This window comes from Anaerobacillus sp. 63XJN7_4_ISO-PGPR-S23-413 (genome assembly GCF_056173725.1).
Window position 1 is genome coordinate 1403916 of record NZ_CM149688.1, and the last position, 23398, is coordinate 1427313.

General features: G+C 39.5%; 24 protein-coding genes. 18 read left to right on the plus strand and 6 right to left on the minus strand.

The genetic code is table 11. The features are described 5' to 3' along the window. Positions 1-6: 6 nt before the first annotated feature. The 10 genes from AC0VYO_RS07670 to AC0VYO_RS07715 all read left to right on the plus strand — a co-directional run bounded on the left by AC0VYO_RS07670 (position 7) and on the right by AC0VYO_RS07715 (position 9646). On the plus strand, positions 7-720 hold the full coding sequence (locus AC0VYO_RS07670; protein WP_475369050.1) for an NAD-dependent deacylase: 714 nt from the start codon (positions 7-9) through the stop codon (positions 718-720). A gap of 119 nt (positions 721-839) precedes the next feature. Further along, positions 840-1304 carry a GNAT family N-acetyltransferase gene (locus AC0VYO_RS07675; RefSeq protein WP_430242308.1) on the plus strand — a complete coding sequence of 155 codons (465 nt, stop codon included), beginning with the start codon at positions 840-842 and terminating at the stop codon, positions 1302-1304. 47 nt (positions 1305-1351) lie between these two features. Continuing rightward, positions 1352-1948, plus strand: coding sequence for an LOG family protein (locus tag AC0VYO_RS07680; RefSeq protein WP_430242306.1), 597 nt, complete (start codon positions 1352-1354; stop codon positions 1946-1948). Positions 1949-2127: 179 nt separating this feature from the next. Beyond that, positions 2128-3690 carry a fatty acid--CoA ligase gene (locus AC0VYO_RS07685; RefSeq protein WP_475368798.1) on the plus strand — a complete coding sequence of 521 codons (1563 nt, stop codon included), beginning with the start codon at positions 2128-2130 and terminating at the stop codon, positions 3688-3690. A gap of 249 nt (positions 3691-3939) precedes the next feature. Then, positions 3940-5184, plus strand: coding sequence for a DHH family phosphoesterase (locus tag AC0VYO_RS07690; protein ID WP_475367092.1), 1245 nt, complete (start codon positions 3940-3942; stop codon positions 5182-5184). A gap of 342 nt (positions 5185-5526) precedes the next feature. After that, on the plus strand, positions 5527-5730 hold the full coding sequence (locus AC0VYO_RS07695) for a hypothetical protein (RefSeq protein WP_430242300.1): 204 nt from the start codon (positions 5527-5529) through the stop codon (positions 5728-5730). A 240-nt stretch (positions 5731-5970) separates the two neighbouring features. Continuing rightward, positions 5971-6651, plus strand: coding sequence for a YknW family membrane protein (gene yknW / locus AC0VYO_RS07700; protein ID WP_475367093.1), 681 nt, complete (start codon positions 5971-5973; stop codon positions 6649-6651). Between the two features lie 3 nt (positions 6652-6654). Beyond that, a complete protein-coding gene (locus tag AC0VYO_RS07705) occupies positions 6655-7773 on the plus strand; it encodes an efflux RND transporter periplasmic adaptor subunit (protein ID WP_475368799.1) in 1119 nt (372 codons plus the stop codon). Beyond that, positions 7770-8462 (plus strand): ABC transporter ATP-binding protein, encoded by a 693-nt coding sequence (locus tag AC0VYO_RS07710; RefSeq protein WP_430242295.1) that lies wholly within the window; start codon positions 7770-7772, stop codon positions 8460-8462. Before AC0VYO_RS07705 ends, AC0VYO_RS07710 begins: the two co-directional genes overlap by 4 nt. Then, the gene (locus AC0VYO_RS07715) at positions 8459-9646 is read left to right on the plus strand and encodes an ABC transporter permease (protein ID WP_475367095.1); all 1188 of its coding nucleotides are present in this window, start codon (positions 8459-8461) and stop codon (positions 9644-9646) included. Before AC0VYO_RS07710 ends, AC0VYO_RS07715 begins: the two co-directional genes overlap by 4 nt. Positions 9647-9684: 38 nt before the next feature. Here AC0VYO_RS07715 and recQ read toward each other — a convergent pair whose 3' ends face one another. Continuing rightward, positions 9685-11775 (minus strand): DNA helicase RecQ, encoded by a 2091-nt coding sequence (recQ, locus tag AC0VYO_RS07720; RefSeq protein WP_430242289.1) that lies wholly within the window; start codon positions 11773-11775, stop codon positions 9685-9687. Positions 11776-12033: 258 nt separating this feature from the next. On the opposite strand from recQ, the gene AC0VYO_RS07725 reads away from it, so the two are divergent. The 3 genes from AC0VYO_RS07725 (at position 12034) to AC0VYO_RS07735 (ending at position 13308) form a co-directional block, all read left to right on the plus strand. Then, positions 12034-12732: a DUF421 domain-containing protein gene (locus AC0VYO_RS07725; protein WP_475367096.1), complete on the plus strand. Its 699-nt coding sequence runs from the start codon at positions 12034-12036 to the stop codon at positions 12730-12732. 4 nt (positions 12733-12736) lie between these two features. Continuing rightward, on the plus strand, positions 12737-12928 hold the full coding sequence (fbpA, locus tag AC0VYO_RS07730; RefSeq protein ID WP_475368800.1) for a Fur-regulated basic protein FbpA: 192 nt from the start codon (positions 12737-12739) through the stop codon (positions 12926-12928). Positions 12929-13185: 257 nt separating this feature from the next. After that, positions 13186-13308, plus strand: coding sequence for a Spo0E family sporulation regulatory protein-aspartic acid phosphatase (locus AC0VYO_RS07735; protein ID WP_430242421.1), 123 nt, complete (start codon positions 13186-13188; stop codon positions 13306-13308). On the opposite strand, the gene AC0VYO_RS07740 is transcribed toward AC0VYO_RS07735, so the two are convergent. After that, the gene (locus tag AC0VYO_RS07740; RefSeq protein WP_194222344.1) at positions 13261-13428 is read right to left on the minus strand and encodes a hypothetical protein; all 168 of its coding nucleotides are present in this window, start codon (positions 13426-13428) and stop codon (positions 13261-13263) included. The two genes, AC0VYO_RS07735 and AC0VYO_RS07740, sit on opposite strands and share 48 nt — an antisense overlap. A 337-nt stretch (positions 13429-13765) precedes the next feature. Here AC0VYO_RS07740 and AC0VYO_RS07745 point away from each other — a divergent pair, with 337 nt between their 5' ends. Next, positions 13766-14008 (plus strand): type B 50S ribosomal protein L31, encoded by a 243-nt coding sequence (locus AC0VYO_RS07745; RefSeq protein ID WP_048310190.1) that lies wholly within the window; start codon positions 13766-13768, stop codon positions 14006-14008. A gap of 84 nt (positions 14009-14092) precedes the next feature. On the opposite strand, the gene AC0VYO_RS07750 is transcribed toward AC0VYO_RS07745, so the two are convergent. Both AC0VYO_RS07750 and AC0VYO_RS07755 read right to left on the minus strand, forming a co-directional pair. Then, entirely contained in the window at positions 14093-14575 is a 483-nt protein-coding gene (locus AC0VYO_RS07750; RefSeq protein WP_475367098.1) for a sigma-70 family RNA polymerase sigma factor, read from the minus strand. A 398-nt stretch (positions 14576-14973) separates the two neighbouring features. Then, positions 14974-15858 carry a TetR/AcrR family transcriptional regulator gene (locus AC0VYO_RS07755; RefSeq protein ID WP_194221049.1) on the minus strand — a complete coding sequence of 295 codons (885 nt, stop codon included), beginning with the start codon at positions 15856-15858 and terminating at the stop codon, positions 14974-14976. A 223-nt stretch (positions 15859-16081) separates the two neighbouring features. Between AC0VYO_RS07755 and AC0VYO_RS07760 the strand changes: the two genes are divergently transcribed. Both AC0VYO_RS07760 and AC0VYO_RS07765 read left to right on the plus strand, forming a co-directional pair. Then, positions 16082-19246 carry an efflux RND transporter permease subunit gene (locus AC0VYO_RS07760; protein ID WP_475367099.1) on the plus strand — a complete coding sequence of 1055 codons (3165 nt, stop codon included), beginning with the start codon at positions 16082-16084 and terminating at the stop codon, positions 19244-19246. A 163-nt stretch (positions 19247-19409) separates the two neighbouring features. Next, a complete protein-coding gene (locus AC0VYO_RS07765; protein WP_475368801.1) occupies positions 19410-20243 on the plus strand; it encodes an STAS domain-containing protein in 834 nt (277 codons plus the stop codon). On the opposite strand, the gene AC0VYO_RS07770 is transcribed toward AC0VYO_RS07765, so the two are convergent. Continuing rightward, the gene (locus tag AC0VYO_RS07770; protein ID WP_475368802.1) at positions 20238-20573 is read right to left on the minus strand and encodes a hypothetical protein; all 336 of its coding nucleotides are present in this window, start codon (positions 20571-20573) and stop codon (positions 20238-20240) included. The genes AC0VYO_RS07765 and AC0VYO_RS07770 overlap by 6 nt on opposite strands. Before the next feature lie 299 nt (positions 20574-20872). Then, positions 20873-21541: a haloacid dehalogenase type II gene (locus AC0VYO_RS07775; protein ID WP_475368803.1), complete on the minus strand. Its 669-nt coding sequence runs from the start codon at positions 21539-21541 to the stop codon at positions 20873-20875. A 167-nt stretch (positions 21542-21708) separates the two neighbouring features. Between AC0VYO_RS07775 and lepB the strand changes: the two genes are divergently transcribed. After that, positions 21709-22263, plus strand: coding sequence for a signal peptidase I (gene lepB / locus AC0VYO_RS07780; protein ID WP_404682535.1), 555 nt, complete (start codon positions 21709-21711; stop codon positions 22261-22263). Positions 22264-22571: 308 nt separating this feature from the next. After that, the gene (locus AC0VYO_RS07785; RefSeq protein ID WP_475368804.1) at positions 22572-23366 is read left to right on the plus strand and encodes a CAP domain-containing protein; all 795 of its coding nucleotides are present in this window, start codon (positions 22572-22574) and stop codon (positions 23364-23366) included. The last annotated feature ends 32 nt before the right edge of the window (positions 23367-23398 follow it).

The following is a 23398-nucleotide window of genomic DNA, read 5'->3' on the forward strand; positions in this document are numbered from 1 at the left end:
GATTCTATGCTTACGGAACTATTTAATAAATCCAAACATACTGTTGTTTTAACAGGGGCAGGGATGAGTACAGAAAGCGGTTTGCCTGACTTTCGATCTGCACTCGATGGAATGTGGAATGAGGTAGACCCGCTTCAATTTGCAAGCAGAGATGCGATGAAATACGAACGAGATTTATTTGTTCGATTCTATAAGCAACGAATACAAAAGCTAAACGAAGCTTCTCCTCATAGTGGTTACTATCATCTTGCTGATTGGGAACGAAGCGGAAAGCTTGGTTGTATTCTGACTCAAAACGTTGATGGGTTTCATCAGTTGGCCGGTAGTCAAAACGTTGCGGAAATGCATGGCTCATTGCGATCGATTTATTGTGATGAATGTGGAGAAAAAGCTTCAAGTGAAAGATACATGAATGATGATTTTGTCTGCCACTGCGGGGGATTGAACAGACCTGGCATTGTATTATTTGGTGAACCACTTCCAATGAACGCGATTCATCAGGCGAAAGTGGAAGCGAAGAAGGCTGATCTATTTATCGTTCTAGGATCTTCACTAGAAGTATCACCCGCGAACGTATTCCCGATGGAAGCGAAACGTAACGGTGCTAAGTTAGTTATTGTTAATCAGGAGGAAACAGGGTATGACAGCGCAGCTGACCTTGTTATTCATGATAAAATAGGCAAGGTTCTAAATGATCTTGCAGAAGCTAAAGCACAATAGAACATGGAAACATAAAAAAATGCCGATGGATATCGGTGTTTTTTTATGGTCGAATTTACACTATTTTTCAAACATATTTAATAGTAAGATAAAAAGAGATAGAAAGGAGATGTCGGTGTTTGATAGTATTACAACCAATGAATGATTATGATTATAAACAATTTCTTGAAGTTTCGATTGATAGTTATGCAGCAGAAAAAGCTTCGGCAGGAAACTGGAAAGAAGAAGAAGCGTATGAAAAGTCTAAGCAGGAATTTGAACGATTATTGCCTAAAGGAAGGCATACCGAAGATCATTTCCTGTATACCATTGTAAATGCAGCTATAGAGGAAAAGGTAGGAATCTTATGGGTAAAGGAGGATAACGAAGCAAAGGAAGCATTTATCTATGAGTTTGCAGTAAATGAAGATAAACAAGGTAGAGGCTTTGGAACTGAAGCCATAAAGGCACTGGAAGTATTGTTAATGGAAAAAGACATTGAAGGACTTTCGCTTCATGTTTTTGGTCATAATACAAAAGCAATTCGCCTTTATGAGCGATTAGGATTTAAAACAACTAATATTAATATGAAGAAAAGCTTATAACTAAATTCTTATTTGTCTAATTGAAATGATGGGGGGAGGGTCTAAAATTGAATGAACTGAAACGGATGACTGTTTTTTGTGGATCTAGTGAGAATGTTGATAACCACTATTTTGAAGCCGTTGAGCAGCTTGGCAAGGAGCTTGCAGAGAAGGATATTGAAGTGGTTTACGGTGGGGGAAATGTCGGGCTAATGGGGGCGCTAGCAAGATCGGTTTTAAAAGCTGGAGGCAAAGTGACAGGGATCATTCCTCGTAAAATATATGATAATGTGACTCACATAGAGCTATCGAACTTAGTTATAGTCGATACAATGCATGAACGTAAAGCCAAGATGTATGAGTTAGGAGATGCTTTCATAGCGTTACCTGGTGGAATTGGAACCCTTGAAGAATTAACGGAGATATTCACCTGGTATCAGCTTGAATATCATAATAAACCGATTGGACTCCTGAATACAAAAGGCTATTATGAACGCTTTTATCTCATGCTTGAGCACATGGTAGAGGAAGGCTTTCTTCATAAGCAATATATGGAGCCGTTGCTTACAGAAGAAAACCCTGAGAAACTTGTTGCGATGATAAGTCGACATTCGGTTCCTATGATGAATAAATGGAAGCAGGATGATATAAGTGATCGCATTTAAATACCGGACATTCCGGTATTTTTTTGTGCTTTCCTATACTTAAAAGTATGATTGTTTATTCAATAAACACGCCTGAATTAATTAAGTATTCAGACGAAAAAGAAGGGATTATCTCTGTGAAAATGGAACTATACATACGCAAACCAAATATAAGAGAAGAAAGATGTGGAGGTTTCTAAATGTATATAACCATCGGTTCTTTATTCCTTCAAACGGTAAAAAAGTATGGTAAGAAAGAAGCGCTAGTTGATGTAGATCGAAATATAAGATGGACGTATAAGGAATGGAATAGTGAAGTGAATCGCCTCGCTAATGCTTTATTAGATGCAGGAGTTAAAAAGGGAGATCGGGTATCGACCTTTTTATTTAACACTGTGGAATTAGCTACGCTTTATTTTGCTAGTGCGAAAATAGGAGCTGTCATTAATCCAATTAATTTTAGATTGAAATCTAATGAGATCGCTTACATTATTGAAGATGCGAAGCCAACAATATTCCTATTTGAACGTGCTCTCGAACCGATTGTTTCAGAGATACAGTCTCAGTATCCGAATGTTTCTTTCTGGTCAATCGATGATCATGAACCCTCATACGCCGAGAGCTACGAGAAACATGTTCGTCTTTCGCATGATCAAGAGCCAGTAGCTGAAGTAGATGAGAACGATACGTATGCGATTATGTATACGAGTGGAACGACTGGTAGACCTAAAGGTGTCATGCATCGCCATCGTAATATGTTAGAGCAAAGCATCTTATGTGGAGCCTCTTTAAAGCTTACACAAGCCGACCGGGGACTTGTGGCAGCGCCAATGTTCCACTGTGCAGAATTGCACTGTAACTTTTTACCGAGAGTACACTTTGGTGCAGCAAATGTTATTGTTCATCACTTCGAACCGAAGAAAGTACTTGAAGTCATTCAAAACGAGAAAATTTCAGTTTTCTTTGCGGCTCCAACGATGTGGAATATGATTCTTCAAGAAGATTACGGTAAATATGATCGAAGTAGTTTAAGGGTAGGGCTTTATGGTGCTGCCCCAATGGCGCCTTCTCTTGTCGTTTCGGTAAAAGAAAAGCTTGGTATTCATTTAATTCAAGCTTACGGGATGACTGAAATGGGCCCAGCTGTAACATTTCTTGATGAGCACGAACAGTTAACAAAAGTAGGTTCTGCAGGAAGAGCAGCCTTAAACCATGAAGTAAGGGTTGTTCGTCCAAATGAACGAGGTCCTTCAGAACCTGATGACGTGCTTCCTCCTGGAGAAGTAGGTGAAATTATTGTAAAAGGACCATGTATGATGATGGGATATTTTAATCGCCCTGATGCATCGAATGAAGCGATGTATAAAGGGTGGTATCATTCAGGAGATCTCGGCTATATGGATGAAGATAGCTACCTTTACGTTTCGGATCGGGTGGATGATATGATTATTTCCGGTGGGGAAAACGTCTATCCGAGAGAGGTGGAAGATGTTCTCCATGGTCATGAAGGAGTTTTAGATGTGGCGGTACTAGGGCAGCCAGATGAGAAGTGGGGAGAGATCGTCACTGCTATTATTGTGAAGAAAGCGGAAGGGTTAACAGAGGCAGAACTCGATCGTTATTGTAAAGAAAGTCCAAACCTTGCTGACTATAAGCGCCCTCGGAAATATTTATTCTTAGAAGAACTTCCGCGAAATGCTAGCGGCAAAATACAAAAGTTCCGCTTGCGAGAAAAGTATCAAGTTAAAACAAATGAATCCTAAACGCTAAAACTAGCTAAGAACGGGGATGCTATTAAAGCAATATTAGATAATAGTGTTAATCCTTCGATAAATGACTCATTCACGTGTAAATGGATTTTGTTCTTTTATATTGGACAGGGATTGCGAAAGACCTGTATAATTGAAAAATTGTAGGAAGGAAGCGGGCATTCGCTCGCTTTTTTCAATGATTCGTATATTCATGAATTTTGAAATGGCGTACATACTAACATCGAATAGGAGGAGTTGCTCATGATTAAATTATTTACGGATAGTGATCTTGATGGAACGGCCTGTGCTCTTATTGCCGAGTTGGCATTTGAGAATGAAGCTGAGATCACACATTGTACATATCGTAATTTAGATGACAGGGTAGAATCATTTCTTCTACAAAACAGCGGAGATCCGGTGTTCATTACTGATTTATCTGTGAATGAGCATGTTGAAAAACATTTGGAGGAGCGTTATCAAAAAGGAAGTCATGTCCAAATGATCGATCATCATGCTACAGCGATGCATTTTAACGATTACGAATGGGGTTTTGTTGATCCAGGTGAAGATAAAAAAACGTGTGCCGCAACACTTTTTTATCAGTTTCTGTTGGAGAAAGAGAAAATTGAGCGCTTGGAATCGTTAGAACAGTTTCTTGAGCTTGTACGAAAGTACGATACTTGGGAATGGGAAGAGGATAATGAGGTCGATGCGAAACGATTGAATGATCTATTTTCTATTATGGGAAGAGAAACATTTAAATCCGAGATGCTGAGGCGTTTAACGCGAGATCCCGATTCCTTTGCTTTCAATGAATCAGAAGAAATGATTCTTGATCTAGAGGAGCGGAAAATCGAGCGTTACATTCATCAGAAAAATCGTCAGCTCGTTCAAATGGAAGTGGATGAATACTGTATCGGTCTTGTTCATGCTGAATCGTATCATTCAGAACTTGGTAATGAGTTAAATAAGCGAAATCCACATCTTGATTTCATTACGATCATCAATGATGGAAGCCGACGACTTGGTTTTCGAACGATTCATGATGAAGCAGATGTCTCTGAATTTGCTTCACGTTATGGAGGCGGAGGCCACCCTAAAGCTTCAGGTTGTGAAATGAATGAAGACACGTTTGGTATTTTTGTAGCGCCATCATTCGCTCTTAAGCCACTTCGTAAAGATCCTGAACGGAATAAGCTCAATGAGCGAAACAGTGAAAGTGGCTCTTTCTATGAGAATCATGAAGGGAAAATCATCTACATTCGTCCTAGTCGAAATGATCAGTGGGAAATCATGTGCCGCGGCGAGGTTGAAAAGAACGACTTCGAACACTTTGAGGATGCAGAACGATACGTCAAACGCTCTTATCATGCGTGGCTCCGTTCTGATAAGGAAGTCGTGGAAGACTTTGTCCGTATTCTTCCTCTTACAAAGAAACAAATCATCGATCGCTATCACTATATGATCAAGTCAATGCTTCATCAAGAAGAAGACGCTCTTAGCTGAGCGTCTTTTTCATATAGAATTCACATCGATTTTTCATCATTTTGTTTTCTTATTTCGTTAAAATAAAAGGATAGAAAGAGGCACAGTCGTTTTGTGTCTATGAGGTAATCCTGAATGAAAAAAGCTAGCTTCCTATTTGTTTTCTTCCTATTATTTTATTTGTATGGTAGCATGCGAAACCACGAAGCCATTTTTGAAGACGACGAGGGAGAGAACTCTTGGCGCTGATCAGTGCACAAAATCTGTTTCTTTTCTTTGATCCCGGGGTATAGAAGGTTACATGCCCATGGCACTCAACCATAGCGTTGCGAGCATGCATAATGGGTGTGAAAGGAGAAATCAGTGAAGCGAATGATCTTTAACAATCGCTATTCGCAAGTCCTTTACCAGACACAGAAAGCCAGGGAACGATGCTTAAAGTTTGAGAAGAAACCGTACATTAGGACGATCGCGACCGCTACTGGATTCTCAGAAGAAGAGATCTTAGAATCTCTCGAATTTGGTGATGTCGATTACATCATGAAGCTGCGTTTGCACTATAGCTAGACGTAACGTTGTGCGTTGTAGAGCCATTAGGGCATGTAACTCTTAGGTGAACTTTGTTCATAAAGAGAGCGGCTATCAGTGTAGCTGGAGGCTGATTATTTCAAAATGAAATAATCAGCTTTTTTTGTGTTTTTAACGTGACGCCTTTTAGAAAAAATAACTATTTTTCAAAAATAATGGAACCTTTTTCTGTTAGAGTCGTAGAAAGAGATGACATTATTTTGAAAGGTTGTGTACATAATGAACGAAGATTATGAAGAAAAAGGAAATGTAGCAAAGCCATCACTACTTGGAATGATTTGGAGTCCTGGAGAACAGTTAAGCCATATCCGACAAGCTCCTAAAGTATGGTTGCCCTTACTCGTTGTTACGGTATTATCACTGATCGGCGGGTGGTTGATGATACTTGGGCCAGGATTCGAAGAGCAGTTCGCTACAGGGGATTTACAGGGAGAAAATGTTGACGGTCTTATTTTATTTACTAAAATCATTACAATCGTGTCGGTTGGCGTTGGTCCGGTATTATCCATCCTCGTTGGTAGCTTTATTCTTTGGTTGATTAATAAAGCAACAAGCTCAGAAGCTACGTTCAAACAATTCTTCTCGATGAATACGTATATTGGGTTTATTGGAGCAATAGGTGCTGTTCTTAATGGACTTATTATTGCTATTGTCGGAGGCACAGTTGATAAGCTCTACACAAGTCTTGGTAGTTTAGTAAGTGGAGATGGATTTCTAGGTGGATTTCTGAATGGTATTGAGATCTTTGGAATCTGGACGATTATACTGACGGCTCTAGGTCTTCGCATTACTGCTAAATGGCCCAAAGGACTCGTATGGACAATCGCTATTATCCTTTTTGTTTTTACAATTGGCGGCGCCGTAATCACTGGTGTAACGAATAATATGTCAGGAATATAAGCAATGAAAAAGAAGATTTGGATTGCAATCGCTGTTGTTTTAGTCATTGTTATTGTAGTAGGTGTGAACATTTATCGGACTTATGCGGATAGCACGGCTACTGTTGAAGCTGAAAAAGCTATAAAGGAAGAAATAAATTCCACAGTTATGACTCCTGGAACGTTAGCAATGGCTGATGAAAGCACCCTTTATCAGGATCCTGCTAAGGGTGAAGTGAAGGAGGTTCTTGTTAAAGAAGGAGACTCCGTAAAAAAAGGAGATTCAGTACTTACATACGAGAATCAGGATTTAGAAATGGAGAAAGAGCAGAACGATATTAACATCGAGTCGCTATATCTACGAATCAATTCACTTGATAAACAAGAAAAGCGTTTAAACGAGAAAAAAAGCGACTTAGCTGATAAAGCTGGAGAAGAAGCAGCAGAAACGATGGAAGCAGAGCTTGATCAAGTGAAAATGGATAAGCGGATGGCGAATCTTGACTTACGTCAGGCATTATTGCAGCAAGATCGTTTGAAGCAGAAAATAAGCGAACTTGAAGTAACAAGTGACATTAGCGGTGTTTTGTTAGAAGCCAATGATGCAAACGCACCGCAGTCGACTCAAATGGAAAAGCCTCTTTTGCGAATTGGAAGCATGGAAAACCTTATCGTCGAAGGAACGCTTTCTGAATACGATACGTTGAACATTGAATCAGGTCAAAAAGTTACGATTACAACAGATGTGCTACCTGACGAAAAATGGGAAGCGGAAGTAATGGATGTAGGCTATTTACCGGAAGCATCGGGTGCTGAATCAAACGCTTCTGCTGTTCAATATCCGGTTACGGTTACATTAAAGAAGCCAGAAGAGTTGAATTTAAACCCAGGGTTCCAGATGATTCTTGAAATTGAAACGGAATCGCATGAAGCATTAACACTTCCATTTGAAGCGGTTCAGCAAGATGGGGAAGAATCATTTGTCTTTATTGTGGAGAAAGGCAAAGCTGTGAAACGCGAAATTGAAACAGGTTCTTCTACAACGAAGCGGATTGAAATTACGAAAGGGATCTCGACGGAAGAACAAGTTATCATCAATCCGCCGGATAAGCTTAAAGACAATATGGAAGTGACCGTAAAATGATCCAACTTGATGAGATTACAAAAAGCTATACCCTTGGTAAGGAATCGGTCAATGTTCTTAGAGGAATTAGTTTGGAAATTAATAGTGGTGAATTTGTTGCCATTATGGGCCCGTCTGGATCAGGTAAATCAACCTTAATGAATATAATTGGTTGCCTTGATCGCCCAACAACTGGATCTTATTTCTTAAATGAAGAAGATGTGTCGAAACATAAAGATCAGGAGCTAGCGAAAGTTCGAAATCAATCCATTGGTTTCGTGTTTCAACAGTTTCAATTATTACCAAGACTAACAGCGCTCAAAAATGTGGAACTTCCTATGGTTTATGCTGGTGCTTCGAAAAAAGAACGAGAAGAGCGCGCTAGAGATGCTTTGACGAAGGTCGGACTACAGGATCGAGTCGAACACCTTCCAAATGAACTCTCAGGCGGCCAGAAACAGCGTGTCGCTATTGCAAGAGCACTTGTGAATGATCCGTCTCTTATTCTTGCTGATGAGCCTACAGGAGCCCTTGATACGACTACTAGCGTTGCGATCATGGATTTGTTCGTTCAGCTTAATAAAGAAGGAACGACGATTGTTGTCGTCACACATGAACCAGAAGTAGCCGAGTATGCAAACCGTGTGATCTACGTGCGGGACGGTTTGCTAGGGCAGAATCCTCTTGCGAACAGGGGGCATACAACGTGAGTCTTTGGGAAAATATCAAAATGGCTTTGACGTCAGTCAAAGCCCATAAGATGCGTTCCATCTTAACGATGCTTGGCATTATCATCGGAGTTGCTGCCGTGATTGTCGTTGTTGCTATTGGGCAGGGCGGAGAGGCGATGCTTAAGTCTCAAATAGCCGGTGATGGAAACACGATTGAAGTATTTTACCAGCCTTCTGAAGAAGAAATGCAGCAGGGGAAATGGGAAGATAATCCCTTTACACAGGAGGATATCCGTCAGTTAGAGGGAGTGGAAAAGGTCTCGAATGTTGTGGCCTCTTCCTCTGAATTTTCTACCGCTCGACTTCGAGAAGAAGAAGCCGAAACTTCAATTACAGGTATCAATGAAGCTTATTTAGATGTGAACCAACTAAAAGTAGAAGAAGGACGTTCTTTTACAAGTGCTGATTTTCTCGGTGGTCGAAGAGTAGCCGTTGTAAGTGCAGCGATGCAGGAAGAATTATTCGAAGGTAAATCACCAATTGGAAAAATCATTCGAATTGGTGTTCAGCCTGTTGAAGTGATTGGGGTGCTTGAGAAACCAACAGGGCTTTTTGCGTTCGGTTCAGTAGAAACGTACATTCCTTGGACGGCAATGCGAAATATGCTCGGAACGAGTAACTACAGTCAGGTGACACTTCAAGTCGAGAACGCTGATGATATTCAACCGATTGGAGACCGTGCAACGTTATTATTAAATCAGCTACACGATACAGATGATTCTTATCAAGTTATTAATATGGAAGAAATTGCGCAAGGAATTGGGCAGGTAACGACCATTATGACAACCATAATTGGAAGTATTGCTGGAATTTCGCTTCTTGTAGGTGGCATTGGTGTGATGAACATTATGCTCGTTTCTGTAACGGAGCGAACGCGTGAGATTGGAATTCGCAAGTCTTTAGGAGCGACAAGGCAACAAATCTTGCTTCAGTTCCTCGTCGAATCCATTATTTTAACGTTAATTGGAGGAATCATTGGTATATTGCTAGGATCTGGTACAGCTTATCTTGTCTCCTTTTTTGCAGACTGGCCATCGTTAATCTCATGGCAGGTCGTTTTAGGAGCCGTCGTCTTTTCCATGTTTATTGGGATTGTATTTGGTTTATTACCAGCGAACAAAGCCTCAAGATTAGACCCAATTGATTCCCTTCGTTATGAATAATAAGAAAGAGGATGAGCCGGCTCATCCTCTTTTTTGCGTTAACTATTCGAAGTTTGACGATGTTTTGTTAAAGCGACCTTAATTTGAAAGTAAGTAAACGATTCGGGTAGTGCTTCTTTAATTGGCTTTAGTTTATCAAACCCTACATCTGCCGCTTTCTCAAGAATCTGATGCTCTGTTTCCTGATCGATGAGACGGCTTGTATCTTCAAGTAAACCTTCTTCCATTGCCTTTAGTAGATGACTCTCGACGGTGGTTGGACTTAACGAACGCGCTGCTGAGATGTTTGGAATGTCTTTACCTTCATCAAATAATTTTAATGAGGCTTTATGACTCGCATCCTCTGAAGACGTAGGTTTCGCTGATTTTGCCGATGAGAGTAGCTCTAGAAAGACTTCGCCATATTTATCAAACTTCATATCCCCGACGCCCTTGATCTCAAGCATTTCTTCACGTGTGGAAGGGATTTTGGCGCTCATTTCTCGCAAGGTACTATCGGCAAACACTACGTATGGTGGCACGTTGTCACGGTCGGCAATTTGCTTTCGTAGCGTCCGCAGCTGAGTAAAGAGCTGATCATCCTCTTCAATCGCTACTGGTTTACGAGCTACTTTCTTATAAATGTTTTCCTGGCCTTTTAACACAGGTAATGTTTTCTCCTGTAGAACGAGGGTGGGGTACTTACTATCAGTTAAAAGAATATATTGTTCGGCTGTTAGAAAATCAATCATATCCACAATATCCTGCTGAGTGAGATGTTTTAATAAACCAAAAGTTGAAACGCTGTCGAGTCGAAGTTCGTTCAAGCGTTTTGATTTTGATCCTTTCAGAACCTGTGCAATGATTGTTTTCCCAAATCGTTCATTCACTCGTTTAATCGTTGAAAAAATCATTTGGGCTTCACGGGTAATGTCAACCGCTTCTCTGTCATCAACACAATTGCTACATTTACCACATTGATAGCCTGGCCGCTCATCTCCAAAATAGTGAAGAATGGTTCCTTGGAGGCATTTTTCAGTATGACAATAATCTACCATCGCTTTTAATTTGGCGAGATCAGCGGATTTACGTTCAGGTTCATGTTGGTTCTGATCAATGAGAAACTTCTGCACATGAATATCACCAGGAGAAAAGAGAACAAAGCAATCACTTTCTTCTCCATCACGCCCAGCTCGCCCTGCTTCCTGGTAGTAAGATTCCATGTTCTTTGGAAGGTTGTGATGAATCACAAACCGAACATTCGATTTATCAATCCCCATCCCAAAAGCATTAGTTGCGACCATAACGGAAATGTTATCGAATAGAAATTCCTCTTGCGCTGTTTTGCGCTGCTTTTCTGTCATACCAGCGTGGTACTTGCCAACTTTGATGCCCTGTTTGTGTAAGGAAGCGTAAAGCTGATCTGCTTCCTTTCTAGTGGCGGTATAGATAATACCGGATTCAGAAGCGTTTTGGCTAAGGTATTTATCGATAAATGATTTTTTCTTCTCTCCTTTAATAACAGAGAAGTGCAAGTTTTCCCTGGCAAATCCGGAGATAAAGGTTTGCTCTGGGGTTATGTTTAAGATTCGCTGAATATCCTGAATAACTTCAGGTGTTGCCGTAGCTGTTAAAGCAACGACGGGAGGCTGCACTTCAAAGTGATGAAGCATCTGGCTAATCTTCATATAACTAGGTCTGAAATCATGCCCCCACTGGGAAATACAATGGGCCTCATCGACGGCAATTAGCGAAATCTTAGTCCGCTTAAGCAACCGCTGAAACGTTGGTGCTTCTAAGCGTTCTGGAGCGACGTACAGTAACTTTATTTCTCCACTTTCAGCTTCAGCCATACGGTCTCTAATTTCAGTCTCTGTAAGTGAGCTATTAATATAGGCAGCTTCTATACCGTATCCGGCAAGCGCATCAACCTGATCTTTCATTAGTGAAATTAGCGGTGAAATGACGATCGTTAATCCATCTGATAGAAGAGCAGGAATTTGGTAACAAATTGATTTACCTCCACCAGTAGGCATAATGCCAAGCGTATTATAGTTAGATAGAACACTTGAAATGATCTGTTCCTGTCCACCTCGAAATTGATCATACCCAAAATGATGTTTAAGTTGTTCTCGTGCTTGTTGGAGCATCGTATCTTCCTTTCTGGTTCGTCAGAAGTTCGTTTGCTTTTCTCATCTTACCGTACCCGTTGAATTGTGTATAGACAACCTCCGTGATTCTTTAAAAATGGAAATGATCACTGCAAAGGTTAACGAACAAGATTACTAAAAGCAGTCATTAATCATTCTTTCAGTATTAATATAGGATAAATGTTTAGGAAATGGGCAAAATGGTAGAATGTGCAAATAAAAAGTGGTTTTTAAGCGTAATCAAAGGGGAACATGAGTATGGTGGACTGGTTTGAAGTTATACTAAGATCTTTGTTTATTCTTATCGGACTATTTTTCATCACAAAGCTTCTAGGGAAAAAGCAATTATCTAAACTTTCCTATTTTGAATATATTGTTGGCATCATTATTGGTGACATTGCCGGTAGTTTATCAATGGACATCGAGGTAAGCGTTATTCACGGTATAACGAGTCTGTTAATATGGACGCTTGTTTCTGTGTTACTCAGCTATTTATCGATGAAAAATAAAAAAGTAAGAGATTTCGTGGAAGGAAAAGCACGAATTTTTATAAAAGATGGCAAGATCCTTGAGGACAACTTAAAGAAAGAGCGTTTTACAATTGATGAACTGCTAGAAATGCTCCGCAAAAAAAGCGTCTTTTCTGTAAATGAGGTAGAGTTTGCACTATTTGAAGCGGATGGAGAGCTCAGCGTTTTACTAAAGCGAGATTATCGGATGATACGACCATCAGAACTGTGGCTTCATCTTCCCGAAGAGAAAGAGCCTAAAACCGTAATTATGGATGGAGAAATCATTAAAGGAATGCTCATTGAAGTAGGGAAGAGCGAAGAGTGGCTGAGAAGCTACCTAATAGACAAGCAGGTGGTAGTAGAAGATGTTTTTCTTGCGCAGCTTCACTCTGATGGAAAGCTAACGCTTGATTACTATGAAGATGGTATTTCGGAAGTTGAATAGCACAATGGAGGATGTTATGGAAAAAGAAGGATCGTTCCGATCAAAAGAAGAGCTTATCGTGCTTCTTCTAGATCGTGGAATATATAAAGTGAAGCACAAGCAATTATACGAGTGCTCCCAAACAGAATTGTACTACTACTATCTTTCTATAACGAGAGATAAATTACAACGATTAACTACAAAGGTTAGTTCGTAACAGCTTCTATTTAGAAGCTGTTATTTTTATGAATGAATGGTCTTATAATAAGAATTTGTTCGAATAGTGTAAAGAACATTTTAATAAAGAAATAGAGTCATTTTGTCTAGTTTTGGCGAAAGCCTTCACAAGTCATAAAATAATTTGGATAATAGAGCTTGTACTTAAACCGATAGGAGGGGTGACGAACTTTGTTATATGTTAAACAGGACGCAAAAGAAGAATTGCTTCACTGGATAAAGCGTAAGCAAGAGGAAATGATTGAGATTGGTACATCTAAAGGAATTTCACATAAAGAAACTTTACAGTGTAGTCAGGAGTTGGATGATTTACTAACTTCGTATCAACGTTTGGCCTCCGTCAACCAACTTAGAAGTTAACCTTTGGATCGAGTGAAAAATGGCTTCCTTAACGACTGGTGGATAATCGTTTTGGAACTCACGAATACAATCACGAATTTGTTGAATTAGTATAATCTCCTCACGAACTGCATCGTTCATTTCAACATCCTCCTCGAGATTCAGTTTATACACCAATCATGACAAAGTAGATGCTAAATCGTCAATCCTTTTTACTTAAAATCGTTCAAATGTTCTTATAAAATTCATTATTTTCTGTTAAATTAAGTCTTTTGTACTATATGGCTTGTATGACCTACATAATGTTCTTTAATTTTCTTAAAAAAATTTCATACAATGTTTGAACAAATGGCTCAAAAATTATATACTAGAAAGGACGGGTTTTGGTGCCCATTATTATGTGGCCCCAAACCTCTGTTTATTTCTATAACATTCATTTAACGTAAATGATGATTTGATTGATAAAGGAGGTCTAGCAATGAAGGAAGGAATCCATCCAAAATACCAGCAAGTTGTATTTTTAGACGTTAGTACTGGTTTTAAGTTTCTAACTGGTTCTACTATGGGATCTAACGAAACGATTGAGTGGGAAGACGGTAGCGAATATCCACTAATCAAAGTTGATATTAGTTCTGAATCTCACCCATTCTACACTGGTCAGCAGCGCTTTAACGATGCTGGTGGTCGTGTTGAAAAGTTCAAAAAGAAATACAACCGCTAATAAAAGTAGAAAACACTCTGAGGAGTGTTTTCTTTTTTTGACTAAAAATATACGATGAAAGTGATCGGAGCATTTATAAAACTTTCAAAACGATAAAAGCTGTTTTCGTAACTTTGATAATGCGCTTTTTCTCCAGGATTTCACTGCTTCAATGCTCACTCCTTCAACCCCAGCTAATGTCTTAAGGGATTCCCCGCCCAAAACGACCATGTTCACCCATTTACTCTGCTTTTCTGTAAGATTACTTAAGTCTAGTTCAGGTAATAGAGTTTGTTGATGAACTGGTAGCCTTTCTTCATATTCACTCCAATCTGAGTGAAGAGCGAGCTGTTTAGACAATCGTATTTCTTGGCGACATTCATCAATTAGCTTTCCACGGACTTTCATGTAGGCGTAAGATGAAAAACTTCCTTTCCCATGTTGATAGCTTTCAGCACATTCCCATAGGGCGATCATGCCTACCTGTTCATATCTCATATAATGGTTTGTAAGATGAAGCTTTTTAATCTGACTTTTGATGAGTGGCATGTATTGTTCAACCAAATCTTCAAATACGCTATCTTCCAATGAAATTTTCTCCTGAAATCAGGTGCACCTTACTTTTATTCCGCCGGTAAATCAGACGATACGTGAATAAGAGAGAAGAGTCATATGAGCAAACTTAGAGTTTTGTCTAGGAGAATCGGTATGTACATCACGTCATGCTTGTGAGAATGGGGAGTACAGCTATACTCATAATTACCTAACAGGGAATCTTTCCTTTTTCATATTCGGTATACCAAAATCTTAAAGAAACATAAAAAAACGATCTAAGATTAGATCGTTTTCGGAGGAGAGGACTTATGCTTTTCGATAGCAAAGCTGGGCGTTAATGCCTTTTAATTGAAGTTCGCGGACAATACGTCTTAACTCTTCTTTTGTTAGGAGCGGCTCTTTCACAATCTTCCACCTCCACTAATTTGGGATTACTGATCGAGTTCCAGTGCGTCAATAAGTGCAGTCTTATATAAGTCAAGTTCGGAGAATCCTTCAAACTGATGTAGCATTCCTTTAAAGATAAAGCGACGCGGGTTTGGATCACTTACTTCCTTCTTCAGAAATTGAATGGTTTCAAGCAGCTCTTTACGCTGGTTTTCTTGAATGTTCATTCGATTAATCAACGTAGCCATTTCATTCAATATATGAGAAGGGGATTTTCGCTCGCACCCATCTGAATGACTCATGTTCTGGAAGATTGCAGAGGCATGATCCAATGAGAGGAAGGGGGCAGTGTTATTTTCTAACATACCGCTTACCATGTCATTCAAGCGACTTAATATAAAGCGTGGAAGATACTCCAGGTCTAAGTCAGCATTCTGTAAGACAATTAGCTTAATATAGGAGGAGTACATACCATCTAGGAGCAAAACACAGTCCGGGAGAATCGGAGTAATCCGATCGCCATATAAGTCTTGAATGCTACTCGCTAACGTTTCAAGGGACTCCATTCTTATCTTAAGAATTAAATCGTCTATTTCTTTGTTCATCGAAATAGCTTGTTCCCTGAATTGCATAATAATAAACTCTTTATGATGCAAAATTTCTTGTGCCTGAACGTAAAGCAGCTTCTCAAGCCGTTCTTCAGGGGTGAAGGAATCTAATTTCGCTTCTGATATTTTCTTTTTTAATTTCTCATAATAATAAGCGAAAATGGAATAAAGCACATCATCTTTAGATTGGAAGTGGAGATAGACGGCTCCTTTAGAAATTCCACTTTCATTAGCGATTTCCTGTATAGACGTGGAATGGAATCCTTTTTTGGCAAAAAGCTGCATCGCCGTTTCAAGGATTACTTTCTTTTTTTCATTCATCTTACACCTCTGTTCGCCAGTAATTTTACTGACCGGGTTTTGATGACCGATTGGTCACATCTATTATATCATGTTCAAGGTTTTTTTCCTAATCTCATTTTTTACGTATATTTTACAGTGATTTGTAAACAAAATAACTTGAATTATAACGTTTAATTAAGTATAGTTATTGTGTAATGACCGGTCAGTCATAGCAGAAGTAGAAAAAAGGAGTGGAAGCTGCTTGAGAAAGCTGATTCAATTTTCATTAAATAATAAGTTTGCAGTTTGGTTATTAACGATTATCATAACCGCTGCCGGATTATACTCAGGGTTTAATATGAAGATGGAGACTATTCCAAATATTAATACCCCGCTCGTGTCCGTGACGACAGTGTATCCTGGTGCAACACCAGAAGAAGTGTCTGATAAAGTATCAGAACCAATTGAAAACAAAGTGGAAAGTCTCCCAGGAGTGAAGGTCGTTAGTTCATCTTCATTTGAAAATGCTTCGAATGTGCAAATTGAATATAATTTCAGTAAAAACATGGATGAAGCTGAAGATGAAGTAAGGGAAACCATTCAGTCACTTTCATTACCTGAAGAAACGCAAGACCCAGACGTGTCACGACTAAGTTTTAATGCTTTCCCAGTCATGTCACTAAGCGTTTCAGAGAAAGATCGTTCACTTACAGAATTAACCCAGCGTGTAGAAGATGATGTACTTCCAGCTGTTGAAGGCGTGGAAGGCGTTTCTTCTGTATCGATTGCTGGGCAGGAAGTCGAAGAAGTATCCTTCTCATTTAAAGATGAGAAAATGGAAGAGTACGGTTTAGACGAAGAGACTGTTAAGAATCTCATTAAAGGTTCTGCTGTTAACATTCCTCTTGGGCTATATAACTTTGACGATAATCAAAAAGCCGTTGTTGTAGACGGTAATGTATCGTCATTAGAAGATTTAAAAGAACTTGAAATTCCAGTCATTCCATCACAGCAGGGTCAGGGAGCTCAAGCAGGCTCAGCTCCTCAAGCACCTTCATCAACTGATGGTGCACAAGCCCCGTCCGCTTCTGCTGAAGGAGCTAGCGAAGCTCAAGCACCACCGAAAGTTCCAACCGTTCAGCTTCAGGACATTGCAGACATTGAATTAGTTGGGGAAGCGGAATCAATTTCACGTACGAACGGTCAAGAATCGATTGGTATCCAAGTTACAAAGAGCGCAGATGCTAACACTGTTGATGTTGTAAATGGTGTGAAAGATAAAATTGCATCACTTGAGGATTCGAATAGCGACATTAGTATTGTGACGATATTCGACCAAGGAGAACCTATCGAAGAATCTGTTAGTACAATGTTGAATAAAGCGATTATTGGAGCGATTTTCGCAGTACTAATCATCCTATTGTTCTTGCGTAACATTCGCTCAACTTTAATCTCAGTTATTTCAATACCGCTGAGTTTGTTAATCGCATTGTTAGTTTTAAATCAATTAGATATTACACTGAACATTATGACGCTTGGTGCGATGACGGTTGCGATCGGTCGTGTTGTCGATGATTCCATTGTTGTCATAGAGAATATCTATCGACGTATGGCCATTGAAGGCGAGAAGCTACGAGGGAAAGAACTCATTACAGAAGCTACGAAGGAAATGTTCGTTCCAATCATGTCTTCTACCATTGTAACCATTGCCGTATTTCTACCACTTGGCCTAGTACAGGGGCCAGTAGGTGAACTATTCTTACCGTTTGCACTAACGATGGTATTCGCTCTACTAGCATCATTGCTTGTTGCGATTACCATTGTGCCAGCGATGGCTCACTCTCTCTTTAAAAAAGGGCTTGTGAAAAAAGAAGGAAAACCTTCTCATAAAGAAGAAGGCAATAGTCGTCTTGCGAACGGTTATAAGAAGATGCTGAATTGGGTACTCAATCATAAGCTGATTACATTTGGAGCAAGTCTACTTGTATTAGTAGGAAGTCTTTTCCTCGCACCGATTGTTGGCGTAAGCTTCTTACCTTCCGATCAAGAGAAAATGATTGTAGCGACCTATAATCCAGAGCCTGGTGAAACGACTGAGAATATCAATGATCTCGCTCTTGAAGCGGAAGATTATTTCCTTGATAAGGAAGATGTTGATACAATTCAGTTCTCAGTTGGTGGAGAAAATCCAATGAATCCAGGTGCAAGTAACCAGGTTCTCTTCTTCGTAAGTTATGATGAAGAAGCAGAAGGATTTGAAGAAGAACGCAAAAACGTTCTTGAAGATTTGAAACAAATGACTGAAAAAGGTGAATGGGGCTATCAGGACATCTCTGCTTCTGGTGGAAGTAACCAGATCACATTAGTTGTGAATGGAGAAACAATGGATGACCTTGGTCCAGTTGTTGAAGATGTAACGGCCGTTCTAGAGAAAGAAAAAGATCTAACAAATATTAGTTCTAGTATTTCTGAATCCTACGATCAGTTTACGATTGTAGCAAATCAAGAAAAACTAAGTGAGCTAGGGCTATCAGCTGGTCAAATAGGAATGGAGCTTCGAAACACAGGGGAAGCACCAGTTCTTACAACTATTGAAAAAGATGGAGAAGAAATAAATGTCGTTCTTGAAGTGAGTGAGAAGACATATAAAGATCAAGAAGATTTAGAAGGTACAACGATTACGTCACCACTTGGTATGGATGTACCTCTAAGTGAGATTTCAACGATTGAAGAAGGGGAGTCTTCTAACACAATCACTCGTCGCGATGGCAAAGTGTATGCTAACGTGACAGCGGAAGTACTTGATGACAATGTTGGTCAAGTTTCTGCAGATGTGCAAGAAGCCATTGATAACATGGACTTACCGGACTCTTCAGAAGTAAGTCTCGGCGGAGTAACTCAGGATATTAATGAGTCCTTTACTCAGCTCGGTTTAGCAATGCTTGCTGCTATTGCGATTGTGTACCTGGTTCTTGTTATTACCTTCGGAGGTGGTCTTGCACCACTTGCGATCTTGTTCTCACTTCCGTTTACCGTGATTGGTGGACTAGTCGGACTATTGATTGCTGGAGAAACAATTAGTATTTCTTCCCTAATTGGAATGCTCATGTTAATCGGTATTGTTGTAACAAATGCGATTGTACTGATTGACCGCGTGATTCATAAGGAAAAAGAAGGATATACAACAAGGGAAGCGCTACTTGAAGCTGGTGGTACGCGACTTCGACCGATTCTAATGACTGCACTTGCGACAATTGGCGCATTAGCACCACTTGCATTCGGTTTAGAAGGCGGAGCGCTCATCTCTAAAGGACTTGGGGTCACTGTTATTGGTGGTTTAACAAGTTCAACTCTTCTTACGCTAATTATTGTGCCTGTTGTGTACGAATTCTTCATGAAGTTTAGAAGGAAACCCAAAAGCGAATAGAGAATAAAAGATGGAGGCCGGTGGGGCCTCCATTTTTTGTGCTTTGAATGGGTAAATAAACATACGAATCGCACTGTTTTACTAAATAATTTGTCAGATGTGTACAAAATGGTATTTTCGGGAAACAATGAACTATTAATGAGTAAATAGGAGAGACATAACAATGGAAAAAGTGGAAGTAATGTATGTCGAATATTTTCATGAGCGTCTAGAAGAGATCGGAGACAAATGGACGAAGCGCCTACAACTTTTGGTTGATGAGAGAGAAGCAACCGATACGGCAGTTCTTAAATTACCGGAATTAAAAAACGAAATTCAGTTATTCTGTTCGGATTTTGTAAAACAAATGATTTTTCTTGAATCAAATAGCAGGGATGTTCTAGGGTGGGCTGAAAGAATGGTAGGGATTTTTTCGAATCACACCTTTTCTCTACAGCAGTCAGTGGCAAGCTTAACCTATCTCAGACAAATTCTTTGGGACGTGATGGTAGAGTTTAGTGCACAAGAAGATCAGCTGATTGAAGCAAGTCGATTAGCTGAGTGGGGTAGTTACATGAACAAGTCGTTTGATTTGCTTCTTCATAAGGTGACTGTCTATACCAATCAATTAAATGAAGAACAGATTGCAGCTCAGCAAACGAAGATTACCGAACTAAGCGTGCCAATCATTCCGATTTCAAAAGAAATTGGCGTTCTCCCTCTGATTGGAACGATTGACACATACCGTGCATCTCTTATTCAGCGCAAAGGGATTGAACGTAGTGCTGATCTACAGCTATCTTATCTTGTGATCGATTTATCAGGTGTACCAATTATGGATACGATGGTAGCAAATGAGATCTTTCAGCTCATCAACATGCTTGAACTCTCAGGTATTGAATCGATTTTAACGGGTATTCGGCCTGAAATTGCGCAAACAGCTGTTCAGCTTGGAATTGATTTTAATAATGTGCATACTTATGCTCACCTGCATCAAGCTTTGAGTGCTATTCTATAGCATGCAGGTGAGGTGATCATTAAGCAATTGATAATTGCCATGCTTCAACAAAAAGAGAGCTATGATGTATTTGCTATTACGCTTAAGGATGCTAATGTTATAAAAAAATTGCTTTGAAAGCTCGCGATAAGGTAATTTTCTCGACTTAAAAATACTGCTTACAAGATCTTCCGTTGAAGCTAGTTTAAAGGCTATTTCTCTACACAAGTCTCGAGTCGCATGCTCTGCCGGCGTACTAGCCGGCAGTTTTTTAAGTGAAATACGAAATAATCGTAGCTGTTCCTGATAGCGAATGATTTCCTTCTGAATTGAATAATTTACATTAATCATAGTCCAAGCACCTGGCTTCTTTCTCTCAAATTTTAGTAAATGAACGCTTTGATGTGTAGATTATACGGCTAAGCATTGTGCTGGTCAATGGGCCTATTTTGGTGAATGGGTGATTTGGCAGTGGGTCTAAAGTATTGTTCGTGTTGAAGAACGCTCTTGTAATCTCTGATACAAGCATGGATAACAATATCAATACGAAAACCTGAACTTTCGTTCAGGTTTTCGGAAGTATATTTAATTCTTTTATTTTAAGGCAAGGGGCGAAACGTGAAGAAATCCATATGATCTCGAATGAAGTGCTACGACCAGTTCGCTATACCACTTAATTCATGGTAGATACTATCTGGTTGAAGGTTTAGCTTTTCAACAGGGTTTTCGTTACGATTAATCCAGGCTGTATGAAAACCGAAGTTCTTGGCACCAGATATATCCCATCCATTTGAAGACATGAACAGAACTTCTTCTCGCTTAAGCTCAAGGAAGTCAAGTGCATGAGTATAAGCAGCAGGTGATGGTTTGAATTGTTTAATGTCATCTGCGCTTATAATGTAATCCAGGTGTTCAGATAGAGGAGATTGCTTTACGAGCGGATCGAGCATATCGTGTGAACCATTTGAAAAAATAGCAAGCGTCATACCTTGTGCTTTTAATTCTTGAAGTACCTTTGGAACCTCTTCATACACATCTAGTTGCTGATAAGCTTCGAGAAGAATTTCCTCATTCTCATGACTTAATTCTGTCTCTGCTTCTTCTACAGCATAGCGAAGGGCATCTCGAGTAACCTCCGAAAAAGGTCGGTAGTTTCCCATCATTTGTCTGAGATAGCTATATTCAAGCTGTTTTTTTCTCCAACTTTGACTAATTTGATCTCCTTTACTAGGAAACAGCTCTTCACACTTTTTAGATACTGAATAAACATCAAACAACGTACCATATGCATCAAATACGAAAGCCTTTATATTTTTCATAAGAATCCTCCTTTAAGGATGTAACTTGATTAAGTGTTCCACAAAAAGAAGGGAAGATAAAACTTTTTGCTCAAAATAGGCTGAAAGACAGTGGTATTCATATGGAACTTTATAGGAAAATTATGCTAGACTTAATATAGAATCTTGATTGAATGCTGGAGGGCGAAATGAAAACAGAAATAGAAGCAAATTGGCTAAAAGATTGGGGTGCACCTCTCCTTTTTGCTATTATCCTGGCATTTGTGATTAAAATGTTTATCATCGCTCCATACATTGTAGAAGGAGCTTCAATGGATCCAACCCTACATGATGGAGATCGTCTGCTCGTTAACAAATTCATCTCCTATGTGCAGGAAGAGCCAGCAAGAGGAGACATTATTATTATTAAGGATGAAGATGCAGAGAAGCATTATGTGAAACGAGTAATTGGATTACCTGGAGACATTATCGAAATGAGTCAGGATAACCTTTATGTAAACGACAAACAGCTTAAAGAACCTTACTTAGACGGAAATCGTGCTGATGCAGAAACAATGGGAATGAGATTAACCGAAGATTTTGGTCCGATCGAAGTACCCGAAGGTCAGCTTTTTGTGATGGGTGATAATCGTTTGAGAAGTATGGATAGCCGAAATGGTCTTGGGAAAATTGAGTTGGAAGAAGTCGTTGGAAAAGCAGAAGTGGTGTGGTTTCCCTTTAAAGAAGTGAGGTCAACAAATTGAAGTAAACAAGAAGGGCGTAATCGCTCTTCTTGTTTTTGTTACGCTTTTGAAACAGTTGAAATGAAACGTTAACAGTAAGTAGCCTCCTAATATATGGATTTTTTACCAAACTTAAAGTTTCAAGTATATTAAGAGATTCTGCTCATAACCGTTGATATAAAAGGGTTATTATGAATAATTAACTTGATTTATACGAAAAATCACCTGGTATGAATTACTAGCATAGGAAGTTATTATGGTCTTTTAGACTAGCAATCTTATGATATTCTCAGTGTGTAAGAAATTTCACCAATCAGGGAGGAATCACATTGAAAAAGTCAATTATTCTAGGTGTCACAGCGGCAGCAGCCCTGCTGGCAGCAAACCCATCAAATAGTTCTGCTAATACAGGCGACCAACACGCTGTCAAAGCAGAAGTTAATGCGCAAACATTCCAGGTCAACAATATAAATGAGTTGCAGTCTATTCTGGATCGTTTCGAAAAACAATATAATATTTCTATTAAAGATTCTATTAATCTAGATCAGATTTTCCAACAGCAAGGTAATACTGAACAGCCAGCACAAGAAGAGCAGGCTGAGAAATCTGAAACTCCTTCTGAAGAGCCAGCTAAAGAACAAGCCGAAGCTCAAGAAGCTACACCTTCTGAAGCACAGCCAGAAGAAGCGCCTGCACCAGAGACAGAGCAGGCAGAACCAGCTAAAGAAACTAATGAAGACACAGGATTATCAGAATTTGAACAACAGGTTGTTAATCTTACAAATGCAGAGCGTGAAAAAGCTGGATTGCCTGCACTTGAAGTAGATACTGAACTTAGTAAAGTAGCACAAGCAAAGTCTGAAGATATGAGAGATAATAACTACTTTGCTCACAATAGCCCAACATATGGCTCACCATTCGATATGATGAACCAGTTTGGCGTAGATTATCAATCAGCTGGAGAAAACATTGCTAAAGGACAACAAACACCAGAAGAAGTTGTGAACGCTTGGATGAACAGTGAAGGACACCGTAAGAACATTATGAACGGTAGCTTCACACATATTGGTGTTGGTTATGTAGAAGAAGGAAATATTTGGACACAACAGTTTATTGGTAAGTAATAATAGATTGATAACCCATCTCTAGTAGATGG

Bases quoted from the DNA above. Each gene is read 5' to 3' on its own strand.
- AC0VYO_RS07670 (WP_475369050.1), top strand. From the start codon at position 7: ATGCTTACGGAACTATTTAATAAATCCAAACATACTGTTGTTTTAACA.
- AC0VYO_RS07685 (WP_475368798.1), top strand. From the start codon at position 2,128: ATGTATATAACCATCGGTTCTTTATTCCTTCAAACGGTAAAAAAGTAT.
- AC0VYO_RS07690 (WP_475367092.1), top strand. From the start codon at position 3,940: ATGATTAAATTATTTACGGATAGTGATCTTGATGGAACGGCCTGTGCT.
- yknW (WP_475367093.1), top strand. From the start codon at position 5,971: ATGAACGAAGATTATGAAGAAAAAGGAAATGTAGCAAAGCCATCACTA.
- AC0VYO_RS07705 (WP_475368799.1), top strand. From the start codon at position 6,655: ATGAAAAAGAAGATTTGGATTGCAATCGCTGTTGTTTTAGTCATTGTT.
- AC0VYO_RS07710 (WP_430242295.1), top strand. From the start codon at position 7,770: ATGATCCAACTTGATGAGATTACAAAAAGCTATACCCTTGGTAAGGAA.
- recQ (WP_430242289.1), bottom strand. From the start codon at position 11,775: ATGCTCCAACAAGCACGAGAACAACTTAAACATCATTTTGGGTATGAT.
- AC0VYO_RS07725 (WP_475367096.1), top strand. From the start codon at position 12,034: ATGGTGGACTGGTTTGAAGTTATACTAAGATCTTTGTTTATTCTTATC.
- fbpA (WP_475368800.1), top strand. From the start codon at position 12,737: ATGGAGGATGTTATGGAAAAAGAAGGATCGTTCCGATCAAAAGAAGAG.
- AC0VYO_RS07735 (WP_430242421.1), top strand. From the start codon at position 13,186: ATGATTGAGATTGGTACATCTAAAGGAATTTCACATAAAGAAACTTTA.
- AC0VYO_RS07740 (WP_194222344.1), bottom strand. From the start codon at position 13,428: ATGAACGATGCAGTTCGTGAGGAGATTATACTAATTCAACAAATTCGT.
- AC0VYO_RS07745 (WP_048310190.1), top strand. From the start codon at position 13,766: ATGAAGGAAGGAATCCATCCAAAATACCAGCAAGTTGTATTTTTAGAC.
- AC0VYO_RS07755 (WP_194221049.1), bottom strand. From the start codon at position 15,858: ATGAATGAAAAAAAGAAAGTAATCCTTGAAACGGCGATGCAGCTTTTT.
- AC0VYO_RS07765 (WP_475368801.1), top strand. From the start codon at position 19,410: ATGGAAAAAGTGGAAGTAATGTATGTCGAATATTTTCATGAGCGTCTA.
- AC0VYO_RS07770 (WP_475368802.1), bottom strand. From the start codon at position 20,573: ATGATTAATGTAAATTATTCAATTCAGAAGGAAATCATTCGCTATCAG.
- AC0VYO_RS07775 (WP_475368803.1), bottom strand. From the start codon at position 21,541: ATGAAAAATATAAAGGCTTTCGTATTTGATGCATATGGTACGTTGTTT.
- lepB (WP_404682535.1), top strand. From the start codon at position 21,709: ATGAAAACAGAAATAGAAGCAAATTGGCTAAAAGATTGGGGTGCACCT.